This is a genomic window from Flavitalea flava, from assembly GCF_054461575.1.
The window spans coordinates 102,760-117,529 of record NZ_JBTLQH010000012.1; the positions used below are offsets into that span (position 1 = coordinate 102,760).

At 45.0% G+C, this 14,770-nt stretch carries 12 protein-coding genes; 6 read left to right on the plus strand and 6 right to left on the minus strand.

Going from position 1 to position 14,770, the window contains the following annotated elements; translation table 11 throughout:
• Positions 1-135: 135 nt before the first annotated feature.
• The 5 genes from ACX0G9_RS13570 (at position 136) to ACX0G9_RS13590 (ending at position 4,847) form a co-directional block, all read left to right on the plus strand.
• Positions 136-711, plus strand: coding sequence for a thioredoxin family protein (locus tag ACX0G9_RS13570; protein ID WP_459065459.1), 576 nt, complete (start codon positions 136-138; stop codon positions 709-711).
• A gap of 9 nt (positions 712-720) precedes the next feature.
• Positions 721-2,466: a phosphoenolpyruvate--protein phosphotransferase gene (ptsP, locus tag ACX0G9_RS13575; RefSeq protein WP_459065460.1), complete on the plus strand. Its 1,746-nt coding sequence runs from the start codon at positions 721-723 to the stop codon at positions 2,464-2,466.
• Complete coding sequence (locus ACX0G9_RS13580; protein WP_459065461.1) at positions 2,463-2,726, plus strand: HPr family phosphocarrier protein; 264 nt, start codon at positions 2,463-2,465, stop codon at positions 2,724-2,726. Before ptsP ends, ACX0G9_RS13580 begins: the two co-directional genes overlap by 4 nt.
• A 49-nt stretch (positions 2,727-2,775) precedes the next feature.
• Positions 2,776-3,528, plus strand: a complete 753-nt coding sequence (locus tag ACX0G9_RS13585; protein ID WP_459065462.1) for a 6-phosphogluconolactonase — start codon at positions 2,776-2,778, stop codon at positions 3,526-3,528.
• A gap of 239 nt (positions 3,529-3,767) precedes the next feature.
• Positions 3,768-4,847 carry a fatty acid desaturase gene (locus ACX0G9_RS13590; RefSeq protein WP_459065463.1) on the plus strand — a complete coding sequence of 360 codons (1,080 nt, stop codon included), beginning with the start codon at positions 3,768-3,770 and terminating at the stop codon, positions 4,845-4,847.
• A gap of 44 nt (positions 4,848-4,891) precedes the next feature.
• Here ACX0G9_RS13590 and dusB read toward each other — a convergent pair whose 3' ends face one another.
• From dusB to ACX0G9_RS13615, 5 genes are all read right to left on the minus strand, one after another.
• Complete coding sequence (dusB, locus tag ACX0G9_RS13595) at positions 4,892-5,929, minus strand: tRNA dihydrouridine synthase DusB (protein WP_459065464.1); 1,038 nt, start codon at positions 5,927-5,929, stop codon at positions 4,892-4,894.
• Positions 5,930-6,051: 122 nt separating this feature from the next.
• Positions 6,052-7,692 (minus strand): hypothetical protein, encoded by a 1,641-nt coding sequence (locus ACX0G9_RS13600; protein WP_459065465.1) that lies wholly within the window; start codon positions 7,690-7,692, stop codon positions 6,052-6,054.
• An 8-nt stretch (positions 7,693-7,700) separates the two neighbouring features.
• Positions 7,701-8,927 (minus strand): hypothetical protein, encoded by a 1,227-nt coding sequence (locus ACX0G9_RS13605; protein WP_459065466.1) that lies wholly within the window; start codon positions 8,925-8,927, stop codon positions 7,701-7,703.
• 99 nt (positions 8,928-9,026) lie between these two features.
• Positions 9,027-10,049, minus strand: coding sequence for a 3-hydroxyacyl-CoA dehydrogenase family protein (locus ACX0G9_RS13610; RefSeq protein ID WP_459065467.1), 1,023 nt, complete (start codon positions 10,047-10,049; stop codon positions 9,027-9,029).
• 74 nt (positions 10,050-10,123) lie between these two features.
• The gene (locus ACX0G9_RS13615; RefSeq protein ID WP_459065468.1) at positions 10,124-10,870 is read right to left on the minus strand and encodes an SDR family NAD(P)-dependent oxidoreductase; all 747 of its coding nucleotides are present in this window, start codon (positions 10,868-10,870) and stop codon (positions 10,124-10,126) included.
• Between the two features lie 213 nt (positions 10,871-11,083).
• On the opposite strand from ACX0G9_RS13615, the gene ACX0G9_RS13620 reads away from it, so the two are divergent.
• Positions 11,084-12,109: a LacI family DNA-binding transcriptional regulator gene (locus ACX0G9_RS13620; RefSeq protein WP_459065469.1), complete on the plus strand. Its 1,026-nt coding sequence runs from the start codon at positions 11,084-11,086 to the stop codon at positions 12,107-12,109.
• 59 nt (positions 12,110-12,168) lie between these two features.
• Here the strand turns inward: ACX0G9_RS13620 and ACX0G9_RS13625 are convergent, their stop codons facing one another.
• Positions 12,169-14,679: a right-handed parallel beta-helix repeat-containing protein gene (locus ACX0G9_RS13625; RefSeq protein ID WP_459065470.1), complete on the minus strand. Its 2,511-nt coding sequence runs from the start codon at positions 14,677-14,679 to the stop codon at positions 12,169-12,171.
• Between the last annotated feature and the right edge of the window lie 91 nt (positions 14,680-14,770).

Sequence of the window (14,770 nt, forward strand, 5' to 3'; positions counted from 1 at the left end):
AGTGGTAATGTAGTAGTGATGTAGTAGTAAACCCTGATAATTCCTTATTGAAAAAATAGGTTTTTTAATTACAGAATTAGAATTTTGAATACTATATCTTCAGCTAGCTGTCCAAGGATTATTAAACGATTGATTATGAAAATGATAAGGTTGATTAATATACCGAGGATCCTGTTATGGATCATCTGGGTGGCATCAATCGCCTTTCAAATCCCTGGAATTATAAAGGACGACCACCCTACCCTGGCAATCGGAGCGCCAGCACCGGATTTTAACCTTCCCGACGTAAGCAGCAAAATGTACCGGCTGGGGGATTTTAAGGAGGCTTCTGTTCTGGTCCTGGTTTTCACCTGTAATCATTGTCCTACCGCACAAGCTTACGAGGACCGTATTATACAACTCACGAAGGATTACTCCGGGAAGGGTGTCGCTGTTGTTGCCATAATGCCTAACGATGAAAAATCCCTGTGTTTGGCCGAATTGGATTATTCCGACCTTGGCGACTCCTTTGAAGATATGAAGGTCCGGGCCAGGGAAAAAAAATTCAATTTCCCATATTTGTATGATGGTGAATCAGAAATGGCATCCCAGGCCTATGGACCGGTGGCCACCCCCCATGTCTTTATTTTCGACCAGGAGCGAAAGCTTCGTTATAATGGCCGTTTCGATGATATGGAATCCCCATTCAAAGTTCCGATGAAAACAACATAATTGACAGGAATGAAAGGGATTGGAGTTTCACCCGGTATTGCCATTGGGAAAGCCAGGCTTCTACTTAAAAAGGAAGCGGTACATACCGGTATCCTTTTGAATGATGAAACGGAGATGCTGGCTGAGATAGAAAAATATGACCAGGCCGTCCAATTATCCATTAGCGAGATCGAAGCTATCAAAACTGGTGTCGAACCGGGATCCGGGGAGGAAGAGCTGGAAATCCTGGAGGTTCATATTGAGCTGCTCAATGACCCTCAACTCAAAACAGCACTTGTTCATAAAATTAAGGAGGACAGGAAAAACGCAAATGATGCGATCATTGAGGTAATCGGAGAATTCGTTCAATTGTTTAAAAACATGAAGGATGAATATATGAGCGCCCGGTCAGCCGATATACAGGATATTGGCAACAGGATCTTACAACATTTACAGGGAACAGAAGCTCCCTTTCCTGAAAATAGCAGCCTTGGAAATATTGCAGATACCGGGTTTCCCGGCGAAGCTATTATTATCATTGCTGAGGATATCGCCCCATCGGATTTGCTGGGGATGCACATTTCCCCGATAACAGGTTTTGCAACCCGGATCGGAGGAAAAAACTCCCATGCCGCCATTATTGCACGATCGAGAGGCATCCCGGCTGTAGTGGGCTGCGGGGAAGGGTTACTGGAGGTCAGGAATAACGATATCCTCATTATAGACGGCTTACAGGGAATAGTGGTGGTTAATCCGGATCCACAGGAGATGAAAGAATACCGATTAAAAAAAGAGATGGATGAAAGTCAAACTTCGGAGCTAAAATCATTAAGGGATGTTCCGGCCATAACTTCCGACGGAGCAAGCATAAAACTATTGGCCAATATATCCGGGGTCGGTGACATGGATGCGGTATCCGATCATGGCGGAGAAGGGGTTGGACTTTTTCGGTCGGAATTATTATTCATGAGCAGGGATTCTTTTCCAACGGAAGATGAACAATTTGAATTTTATAAACAGGTTGCCCTGCGATCCGGGAACAAACCTGTCACCATCCGGACTTTGGATATCGGAGGAGACAAACAATTATCTTATTTTGAATGGCCAGTGGAACAAAATCCCTTTCTCGGGTACAGGGCCATCAGGATCTCCCTGGACAGGAAAGACCTGTTCCGGATTCAATTGAAGGCCATTTTACGGGCAGGGTGTTTTGGAAATATCCGGATTATGTTCCCTATGATCGGAAATGTGCAGGAGATAAGGGAAGCAAAAGAAGTCCTGGAAGTGGCCAAAGCGGAATTAGACAGAAGTAAGATTGCTTTTGACCACCAAATCCGGATTGGCATTATGATTGAAATCCCTTCTGCCGCCATAACTTCGGATATATTGGCTAAGGAGGTGGATTTTTTCAGTATCGGCACCAATGATCTTTGTCAGTATACCCTTGCAGTTGACAGAATGAACGAAAAGATAGCATCCCTCTATGATCCATTCAACCCGGGCCTGTTACGGCTTATTCAATACACGATTGAACAGGGGCATAAGAACAATATTTCTGTAGGGCTCTGCGGCGAATTGGCTGCCGATCCGATGGCTACGCTTTTGTTATTGGGAATGGGATTGGAAGAATTTTCTATGAATGCGCCCTCCATTCCCTTTATAAAACAACTTATTCTGAACCACTCTTTATCTGCAGCAAAAGAGGTTTGCAGGAAGGTTATGGAAATGGATAACTCACAAGATATCATATCCTATTTAAAGGAAACAAACCTATGATCACAAAAGACTACACGATTATGGCCCCTGAAGGGCTTCATGCCAGGCCAGCTACCACCCTTGTCCGGCTAGCCAAAAAATTCAATTCCATGATCAGTTTACAAAAGGCCGGGCAGGAAGTGAGACTGAACAGTAGGTTGAATATTCTTTCCTTATCTCTCCAATACGGCGAATTGATCTCTGTAACTTTTGAAGGAGAAGACGAACTAAATGCGGCATTTGCATTCGATGCCTTTTTTACCGCATTAGGAAAAGAATAAGGCGTCCCTGGGATCCGGGAAGATTTAACCAATCCGTAAAAAATGAAAAATGAAAATAACGATCACGCAGAACGAGCAGGAATTTAATCAAATGGCGGCATGGCGCATCATTGCCCAGATGCTGGAAAAACCAACTGCGGTCATTGGCCTTTCTACAGGGCAGACTACCCTTGATATGCATAGGATCGTTTCGGATATCTATAGGCAATATCCATTTGATGTAGCCGGCATTACCCTTTTTAATGTGGATGAATTGACGAACCTTCCAAGAGAATATGCCGGGAGCTGTTATACGATGATTTTGCGGCAAATTGCAGGCCCCCTGGGCATAAAAGAGGAAAATTTTATCATGCCTCCCACCCTGTCTGCCGATTTTGAGGCAGAGTGTAAACTTTTCGAACAGCGGCTGGCAGCGCGGGGGGGCGCCGACTTGCAAATGCTGGGCATAGGGGCCAATGGCCATATAGGAATCAACCAGCCGGGAACTCCCTTTGAAAAAGAGACCTGGGTCTCCCCCATGGATCCGGACTTCGAAGCGCGGGTACGCAGAGAAACACAGACAGCTCCCGAGGTAGAATTGGGCGGACTGACCCGGGGAATTAAGAATATCATGCATACCCGGAAAATCATATTGATCGCCAAAGGAGCCCATAAAGCGGAAATTATCGAAAAAGCCGTTCTGGGCCCGGTGACTACAGATATCCCTGCCTCCGTTGTACAATTACATCCTCATTGCGAAATTTTGGTGGATGCCGCAGCCGGGGCCAGGATTAAAGACCGGGTGAGACATTCGATGCCGTAAAAAGATTCAAATCAACAATTTAAATGATAAATAAATGGTAAATAAGACAATTCGGCCAACGAATATGTAATAAAGGCGAAAAATTGTTTACATTCAGGGAGTGTTAAAGGCTCATCTAATTTAAACGATTGCTACATAGCATCTTAGGTGAATAATTCTTTTAAACGAAGAAGTTGCTTATCTAAGATTTTGTTTTTAGGAGGAGGGCTCTGATTACTAACCATTAATAGAACAAAAAAATGCCCTTACTTGACCGTGCCTTAGAACCTCCTGCCTACGGCTGGATGGATATCGATCAGAATTTGATCAAACCTTCCCACAAACAGATCCTGAAGGAGTTTTTTTCCCGGCTCAATGTATTTAAGAGTAAAAAGAACTGGCTACCCTTTTTCAGTTGGGCCAAGATCTTTTTTTTAGTCCCTTTTTTATTTATTTTCTTTTTTAACTATTTCAGTTTTGGCGTGCTGGCAATAGCTTTTGTGTACAGCATGATCGTAATGGGAACACACGGGACAATTTGGTACCATAGGTATTGTACACACAGTGCGTATAGGTTTAGTAATAAATTCTGGAAGTTTGTTACGCAAAATCTTACTATTAGTATAATTCCCGAAGAAATATATGTTATCTCGCATCATGTCCACCACGCAAAGTCAGATCAGCCGGGAGATCCCTATAATGCCTCTGCCGGATTCCTTTATTGTTTTCTCGCGGATGTCAATCATCAGCCTATTGCCCGCAACCTGAATGAAGCCGATTATGGCCGTCTGGCAGGTTTGATGGCACATACCGGAGTAAAGCCGAATTCTTATGCCCAGTACCTTTCCTGGGGGTCTATCGTGAATCCGTACAAGGCTGTTCTTTTATGTGTGCTGAACTGGTCGTTCTGGTACTTTGCCTTTTATTTATTAGGAGGCCACGCCCTTGCCTGCGCCCTGTTCGGAGCGGCTGGTTTTTGGGCCATCGGAGTCCGCACCTTTAATTTTGAAGGACATGGGAAAGGAAAGGACAAACGAAAGGATGGTATGGATTTCAACAGAAAGGACATGTCGATAAACCAAATATGGCCTGGTATCGTGGCTGGAGAATGGCATAATAACCATCACCTCTACCCTTCAAGCGCACGCAGTGGTTTTTTGAATTATCAGCTGGATCTGGCCTGGTGTTATATTAAACTAATGAGCAAGATCGGTGTCGTGAGCGAATACCACGATTCCAAGAAACTTTTCCTGGAACAATATCATAAACCTTATTGCCAAAATAATAAAGCAGTCTGTCCGCAGGAAAATGTCCTTACGGTATTAAAAAATGCAGATTGACAGGAGTTTACTAAAAGGAAGAGACATAAATCATTTTGCCGTGGTTACAACGTGCAATTTTCGTGGTAATTGATCAATGCGATCGGGGTGCTTATTATTTCAAATCCCTGATAAGTGGTCACTATTTCCTGTAAAACCTCCTCTACTTCCTCGATCCTGTCCAGCAGGACCATTCTTTTTTGAAATTCCCTGATACCCGGCAAACCTTTCAAATAATGGGAATATTGCCGTCGCATGGCATAAACGCCAGCAACCGGACCTTTCCAGTCCACGGATTTACGCAACTGCTTTCTGCAAACCGCCACCCGTTCTTCCACGGTGGGGCCTTTTCTCAACTCACCTGTCGCCAGGTAATGTTTTATTTCCCGAAAGATCCAGGGATAACCGATTGCAGCTCTGCCGATCATGATCCCATCGACTCCATAACGGTTTTTGTATTCAAGGGCTTTCTGCGGACTGTCTATGTCTCCATTTCCAAAAACGGGTATCTTTATCCTGGGGTTATTCCTGACCTTGCCGATAAGATCCCAATCAGCCTCCCCTTTGTAAAGCTGGCACCTGGTCCGGCCGTGAATGGAAAGGGCAGCAACACCGATATCCTGTAAACGTTCGGCAACTTCTTCGATATTTTTAGTCTGCTCATCCCAACCCAGCCTTGTTTTTACGGTCACCGGAAGACGGGTAGCCTTTATACAGGCCTCTGTCAGCCGTATCATTAAGGGAATATCTTTTAAAACACCTGACCCTGCTCCTTTACTTACGATCCCTTTTACCGGGCAACCGAAATTAATGTCCAGCAAGTCGGGTTTAGTTATATCCACGATGCCCGCAGCCATACCCAGGCGGCCCTCATCACCCCCGAAAATTTGAATCCCAACTGGTCTTTCCTCTTCGAATATGTCTAATTTCCTGCGACATTTCATCGCATCCCGGATAAGCCCCTCACTGGAAATAAATTCGGTAAATAACAAATCTGCCCCATTCTCCTTACAAACTACCCGAAATGGAGGGTCACTTACGTCTTCCATCGGGGCCAGCAAAAGAGGGAATTCCGACAATTCAATATTTCCTATTTTGATCAAGATCAGCTATTTACAAAGTTTAATTCAAATTAAATTATATGGCAGGTATTTTAATAAACTAAAATTTCTGCCAAACATGGCTGCAAATTTACCGTAAAACATTCAGGGAGGTTAAAATTGGTTTATATCACCGTTCTGTCAAAGGCGGCTGTCAATACCTGGCCGTTGATTTTCACCTGTACCCAGATCCTGTACAAGCCTGGTTGAGGAAAGGTATAGGGAAAACTAAGGCTATTCCTACTGTCACCATTCATACCCTTCATTGCCGGCATTTTCATTTGTTTCATCAAAAGGTCATTGCGTTCCTTTTCATTCATATTCTTCCATTTTCTGACAAGACCGTCGATGCTATCCCGGAATTTTTCCCTGTCCGGGTATTGATATTCATTAATATCCTTTGCTACCCGCCCGATCAGGTCTTCCTGGGCAGCGACCGAATAGGTCCCTACCGGATGAATATGGATATAAACATTCCCGTCGTTCCGGATGATCGCTGCATGTCCTTTCATTCCCAGATAAGGATCCAGGTTGGCAGGCTGTTTATTGGAATCAAAAACCGTAAAATGAAGGGCATATAACTGGCCGGTTTGATACCCCTCGCCATTCATGTCATTCAAAACCATAACCGATCCGTCTTTCATTTTTACCCCTGCTCCGGGTTTCCGGCAAACAATAGTATTCCTGTCCTCCCGGAAAGAGCGTTCTGCCTTTTGGTCTGGTTTTTCGTCGGGCAAGGCCAGCGCAAAAGCGTAAGCATCATCCGGGTCCATCCGGTGAAGACTATCATTCAGGTCCTGATTAATAGTGAAACTATCCTTTAAGGTCTCCGTAAAACCAGAATGATAAACTATGTCCGCGAAGGCCAGGTATTTTCCTTTCGGCAAAGCAGGGAGATCGGTTTTGAAGGTCGCTGAATCCAACCGGAGAGGATGCAAATGGGCAAAAGCATCCATAGCTGGAATACGAATAATAAACAAATGCATTAATTTTCCGTGATCCGGAATTACATAAGACAATCCGGATCTTCTTTGCGCATGGAGCGTATCGATAGTAAGGAAAAGTTCATTGGCGCCATCCTTTTGCCTGAGATCATAGGCGGCATGCATGGGCTTAAACATATATTTCTGATAATTTCCTGCCAATCCCTGCCACCACCGGTTTCCACCATATACGATCAAAGAGGATAAAACTGCCGCTACCGCAAAAGCGATTCTTTTGGAACGTTTTCCTGCCGGCGATACTGTTTTATCTTTTTTTGTTATCCCTTCCCCGACACTTGCACCTACAATTGTTACAAGAAGGATAAATAGTAAGCTTCCAAGGATCACCAGACTTCCTCCGGTTATCCCCGGCAACTTTTTTTCAGCGGTGGAAAGAGCCATTATCGGCACGATCATTTCTCCCCTTCCTGCCTGACCGGTGATCTGCAGCTCTATGCTTGCCGAACCATTGTTCATCAACCAAACGATTCCTGTAAACTTACCGGGTTGTCCTGAAACGGCTATCAATTGATCAGCCGGCGGTGCTCCGTTCTTTCCCGAATAAAAATAAATAGGCTGAACAGATACGCTTGTTGCGGGACCATTTTGAACAAAGACGGTTATGGTGGCTGTTCCGGGAATAACATCCGGAGGATTGATCATCACCAACAGATGATAAGGACCCGCCGTCCCTTCCATAGAAACACCAGGGCTTCCGACATGGGCATACAGGCCATAAACCGGCAACAAGGCTACGATAAAAAGGATCAGCTGTTTTTTCATAAAGAAGGTTATCGTTGTATTTGTTGCATCCATTTTCCCCACCGAAGGCTGAGCCTGGCAACCAGGATCCCCGTGCCTATAGCCAGACCGATCCCTTTTGCCAGGGCGGGCAAGGCTTCAATATCTCCGGCCCTGAATTTATACCGGAAGACCGAATCCGGTGATTCGCTGTAGGTCCTGGATGCGGCGCCAAAAATCCAATTACGGGCGTCGGGAGACTCCAGCAAAAAACCGCTTAAAGGATATTGAATAAGGAGTATGATAAGCACAAAAAGAAGGCTGAGGACTATTGCATTCAGCCAGTCATTTGCCTTGGCCCGTTGCATTACCCAATCCATGGTCAGAAGTGGCAGTACGATCAGTAAGGGGAATGGAGCGGGTTGAAAATGGGTTATATGTGTCAGTACCGGCCCGAGTTTTGGCTCGGCTGGAAATAACTGCAAGGTCCAGTTTGTCAGAGCGCATATAAGAAAATACCCGGTGGCAATGGCTGTCATTCCCCATTTCATTCGTAATACGCGGCCAAAAGCAGGCAGAAATAAAAGGGTGATAAAGGAAACGATCTGGTAAAAAAGGGCATGCCGCATGTTCCTGGTATGAAGGAATGCAATTCCCAGGGTATAGATCATCGTTATTAAACTGGCTGCGCTGATAATAAACAATCCTTTCAGCAAGACTGGTTGCATTGGGCGGTCTGCCGAAGTATTCATTGCATAGCTGTTACTATTTAAGTATTTACTTACACTTACACAGGCCCCGAATTGGAGAAACAACATACCCAGGCCGAGAAGCGCATGGGGAGGGGAAAGGATAACGATATCCAATCCGTAGGCGCTATGCCACCAGTCGTCAAAAGGAGCCGAAGTTAGCATGGCAATAGCTCCCCAGATACAAAACATGGCTCCCAGCGAACTATAAAATATCCCCCAGACCTTAACCGAGGATGCTTTTATTTCCTCGGTTGGACGGTAACTGTTCCATAATACCTGAACGCCCGAGAACAAACCGGCGAAAATAGCCCCCAGGTAGATCAGGATATGAGGAGGAGAGAGAAATTTATCCCTTCCAATGGACCGATGCCAGGATATATCCCATAAAATCCCGATAACAGTCAGTATGGAAGCCAGAGACGCCGCATAAATATAAAGAGGAATGCTGGCTGTCGTAATCACTTTTCCCTTTGGGCTTATCGTGGTTGCCCGTGATGGAAGCGGGATGGTCTGAGAAATGGACATGGGTTACACTTTAAAAAAACTTATATATTATGTCATCCGTATTCCGAATGGTCAATAATAGCATTTTGTTCTTTTAAAATGAAATAAAAATCGGGGAACTTATGGCTGGATGGTGCCGTTATTTTTAATCAGCTCCTTTTTTACGATATCAGCAGGATATTTTAGGGCTAATCTCCTGATCTCATAACTGAATTGAACGAAGGTCTCTTCCCAAAGTTTGGCTTCTTCCTGCGTATACTCATAAAATCCTTTGGCATTAGCGACTCCTTTCCCACCGTCCCTTACGATATCTTCGATCAGTCTGGGCACTTCGGTAGCATTGCTCAATGTAGGAAAAAGGTCTTTCATGACGGTATAATAAGCCTGTACTCCCGTCAGATCCATCCACCGGAAAACGCCTACGAGGGTCATCCAGTATCCTGCGTTGTTACGGCAGGCCCTGTCTACGTCTTCGATGGTGGCATACCCGTTCTCGACCAGATTAAACGCTTCCCTGTACATAGCATACATTAGGCGGTTCGTAATAAAGCCCCTTATATCTTTTCTTACCAGGGTCGGCTCCTTTCCCCAATTCCGGGCAACAGCATAAAGATATTCCCCGTTGGCAATATCGCTTTGATCACCGCAAATGATCTCCAGAAAACGGGTTGTATGAGAAGGTTCGGCCCAATGTAAACCAAGGAACCGGGCCGGCCTGCTGGTATGCTGCTGCAGGATGCTGATCGGGATAGCGGACGTATTGGAAGTCAGAATAGCATCTTCTGCTATCTCCCTTTCTATTTTTTGGTAAACAGCTTCCTTTATGACCAGGTTTTCCAATGTACATTCAATTACGATCCGGCATTCTTTTAATTCACCATAATCCTCGGTGATCTTGAGAAGGGGCAGATAATACTCAGGATCCTCATGGATCATTCCTTCCTGGGCAGACCTTTTAAGATGCTCCAGGATCCGGCTGCCGGCATGGGACAAGTCTCCCGGAATGGGTGCTACAGCAATGACCGGATGACCGGCAATCAACAAACAGGTGGCGATACTGCATCCCATAAGACCCAGCCCGACCACCCCAACCGGTAAAGATTTGGGTTCAACAGAAGAATGCATGCTCTGAGATGGATTCATGACCGGTTTGATTTTAAGGATGGAAAAAGGGAAAAATAGTAAGTAACATAGAAAAAGTTATTAGACTGCCTGGTTCAATAAGTGGCCCTGCCGCCGGACAAATCGAAGGTGAAACCGGTGGTAAAACTGTTTTGCGGAGATAAAACAAACATGGCCATATCTGCTACCTCGTCAAGGGTTCCGCAACGTTTCATGGGAATCTTATCGGTCATATACCGCACCTGTTCTTCCGGCATGGCATCCACCAATGCCGTCCTGATGACCGCAGGGGCCAGGGCATTGATAGTTATCCCTGTTTCCGCATATTCTTTTCCCTGTACCTTGGTCATCCCGATTACTGCAGCTTTTGAGGACGAGTAGGCCAGCATGCCAGCATTCCCCTCCTTCCCGGCTATAGAGGCGATATGAAGAATACGCCCGTAATTATTTTTCAGCATAAAGGGCAATACAAATTTGGACGTATTCCAGGAGCCCATAAAATTGACCTGGAATACCCTCAACAGATCTTCTGTTTCCACTTCATGACTTTTTATATTCGTTCTTCCGGTGATCCCCGCGCTATTCACCAGCAAATCCACGCTGCCAAACCGGTCAGCTGCGTCATACACGGCCTCCTTTACTTTTGCTTCAAGGGTAATGTCAACTTTATAAATTTTTGATTTTCCGGAAAGTGATCTTTGGGTGACAAGCAGGTCATCTTCATTCAGATCAAAGAGGGCCAGAGAGGCTCCCAACGCTGATAATTTTCGGGCAATGGCCTGACCAAGGCCACTCGCTGCTCCTGTGACAATAGCGGTCCGGTTCTGGAAGGATAAATTCATTTTTGTTACGGTTGTATGGGTTATTAATATGGCAATGGACCTTACCAGTCAATGTAAGATATTATAAGTTTTGCTCATTCTTTTGTTTAAAGGTACAGTAAGCGCGGACCTGGAAATTTATCAACCGATTGCGCAAATTTAAATTGCGCAATCGGTTGAGTCCAGTCTCCGAATGACTTGTTTTTGTTATCTTTAGTTATACAAGACGCTGCTATGTCCAATAATTTGCCCACACTAAAAATCATCGCCCAACAATTAAATCTTTCTGTTTCCACAGTATCCAGGGCTCTCCATAATCATTACAGTATCGGTCTGCGTACAAAAACGCAGGTTCACAAACTTGCCAGGGAATTAAATTATGAGCCGAACCAGGCAGCCATCTTTTTTAAACAAAAAAGGACCTCCATGATAGGGGTTATCCTGCCCAATCTTTCGCAGGATTTTTTTGCTTCGATCGTAAATGGCATCGAGGATGTGGCTTACAAAAAAAAATATACTGTTCTTCTTTGCCAGTCGAGGGATGATGAAGAACGGGAAAAACAATTGGTGGAAGCTATGAAATCGAACCGGGTCGATGGGCTGCTCATTTCCATTTCAAAGAACACTACGAATTACGAACATTTTGAACTTTTAAAGAAACTTAAGATACCGGTGGTATTTTTTGACCGGATACCCAATATGCCGGACATTCATTATATAGCGGCCAATCTAGGTTCAGGGATGCAGGAAGCCATCAGTTTCCTGGTAAAAAGGAAACACCGGCATATCGCCCTTATCAACGGCCCTGAAAAATTACTGGCCAGCCAGGAAAGACTGGCATTTTTTAAGGAAGCCCTTGCGCTTAACAAAATGGATATTAACCTCTCCCTGGTAGTCACTTCCAACCTTTCCAAGGAAAGCACCTGTCAGGCCATGCAACAGCTTTTGGATGGGAAACAAAGACCCACGGCAATTATTGCCTTTAATGATTACGTTGCCATGGACAGTATTCAATATGCCAAAAAATCAAAGATCAAGGTCAACAAGGATATTTATTTTGTCAGTTTTGCCAATGAATCCATCTGCGATTACCTGGAAAATCCTCCCATAGCTTCCGTTGAGCAATTTCCTTACCAACAGGGGGAAAAAGCAACAGAGATCCTCTTACAATTACTGGAGCGAAATTCGGAAGACCCTGATAACCCTCCTATCCACCATATTTTATTACAATCCCAATTAGTGATCCACGATCCTCAATAATTATTCCGAACCCGGTGTTATTCCGGATCCGGAATAATTAACTGTTTTGCCCCTCTCTTTTATAATACCAGGATTTTCCGGGTTATCGGTTGAGCAGTCCCTGTAATGTGCAGGATATAAACGCCCGGACTGACTGCAGCCTGCCGGATATTATCCCATCCCAGCAGATTTACCCCCGCGGCCAATTGTTTGTCCTGTCTTAGCAATATACGTCCACTAAGATCCCAGAGCTCCAGCCGGACAGGGCCGGTTTGGTCCTGTTTGATCCGGACCGTCAATTTATTGATAACCGGATCAGGGAAAATCGATACCCCCGGCTGCCCATCGTCAAATACTGAGCCCAGGCTGTTTGCTGCGTGTAAGGAGAAAGCGGTTGAATGGGTTCCGCAGCCGTGTCTGTTGTATGCGGTTCCCCCCAGATGAGAGGTTGTATCCAGACCGGTCTCCGATCCATATTGATGAAAGGTCGTGTCTTTTTTCTGAGGATATCCAAGTCCAACGGTATCCCTTAGGAAATAAGCCTTGCAGGCATTGTTATGCTGTGTGTAATATTCGTTATAGGTGAAAGTCAGATTGGACTGGGAATAGGCAAAGGCAAGCACATTATCTGAGGAGGAATAGATCTCATTCTCGTCAAAAGTCAGATGCCGGATCCGGTTTGTCACTACTTCCGGTCCTCTGGCTGCCGTATCAAGCGTTCCATACTTACCATTTGCCCGGCTATACAGGGAGGGATTAATGGTAAAATCATGGGAGATCGTATTGTATTTTACGACAACGGTGTCTACCACTGAGGTTAGATTATTGCTTCCCAGGTATATTCCTGCTTCCAGATTGTCCCAAAGGTTATTACTGATGATCAGGTGACCGCCGCTGGTACTGGAATCCTGTTCATTACCGACGGAGATCCCGACCCCATTATTGTAACTTTCGTTTCCCTGAACAGTGACATTCCGCGAACCATCGAGATAAATCCCTCCGGAAAGAGCTACCGGGGAGATACACCGGTAAACGGAATTATCTTTTATCAACCCATTTCTGGATTGATTATTGGCCTTCAGCAACGTGGGATATCCATTCAGCACCCATTTATAATTTCCCGCTGCAACGATCCCTATATTGGCCACATCGTAAATTTCATTGCCTGTAATGGCAAAGGAATCGACATTTCCATTAAGGGTTACCCCTTCTGCGTACCCCGGGACAATATTATGCACGTTATTATTATCGATTAGCAGCCCCCTGATCGCGCTATTGGTATTCCCCAACACCGTGATGGCACTCAGTACATCGTTAGGTGCGGGGTTCTTGGCTTTTGTCGTATCCCGCGTCCATTTCATATTATACAGGTCGTTATTGACGATCCGGATATTGGAACTGGTCCCGGATATAATGATCCCATACCTTACATCCTTCAGGGTGTCACCGGTAAGGGGATCGACACTTTTTAAACTGGCATCATTGGTCAGATTCTGTAAATTCAACCCGCTGACCAATACATTTTTTGCACTGTCAATTATAAAGAGGCAGGAATATTTTTGTGTCAGTCCACCCCCATCGACAATCGGATCCTCACCCGGATAATTGGTGACCGTAAACCATTTCCCGTTTTGGCCCCTGATGTGCCCGATATATACGCCGGCCTTCAACGGATAAGTTCCGTTTCGCAGATAAATTGTAATGTTGGAATCCAGTAATACCGGCGGAACCGTGCTGAAATCATACCCAGCCCCGTTGACGGCATAATTGATTGTTCTCCAGGGCTTCGCTTTTGACCCGGTTCCTGTCGTATCGTTTCCTGACGGACTTACATAGAACTCGTAACGCGGCTTTTTATAAATGATATTGGAGTCCACATTTGCCGTTTGAGTGACGGTGCCAGCAGTCCCGGAGACAGTGACCAGGCTTGCATAATACCCCGGAGCGATCGTAACGAAACGGCAGGTGTCGATGAGTACGCCTGTAGGCAGGTTGCTGGCGCCGGCAATATAAATGGGATAAATATTCTTATCTCCGGATCCGGGAAATTTGGCTTCTGCAGTATCGCTGTTCCATAACAAATTTCTGAATATACAAGACCGGATATCGATATTGCTGGAATTACCGGAGATGTAAATGCCATATAAAGTAGAATCAAGGAGGTTGGCAAACGTTAGCCCCTGCAACCTGATATTATTAGCGCCGGCAATACTGACCATATAGGAATAATTGGTTTTTAACCGGGAACCGTCAAAAACCACCTGTTCTCCGGGATATGCCCGCAACGTAAAATAATGACCGTTACTTCCGCTCTTATTGGAGCCAATGTAAACGGTCGTATCGGTTGTCAGAAAATAGGTACCCTGTCTGAAATAAACGGTCACATCGGAGGTGTCGGCCTGACCGGAGCCGTACATAGCAGAGAGAACATTGTTCCAGGGACTCCCGATCGTCCCTGTTCCATTGGTAGTTTTGGTAATGTCTACATAATAGGCGCGTTGTGCAACAGACGTTGATCCGCTTAATAACATGAATAGTAATAAAGGAAGCAGCAGCGGTTTTACCGGTAAAAGTAAAGTTTTGTGTTTCATTTTTTTTCATTGAAGGTTTACTAATAAAATACCAGGTCCATTCTCTTTAAAAATTAAACCCTTTTCGGGACAAAAAAAAGCGGAAATCCCC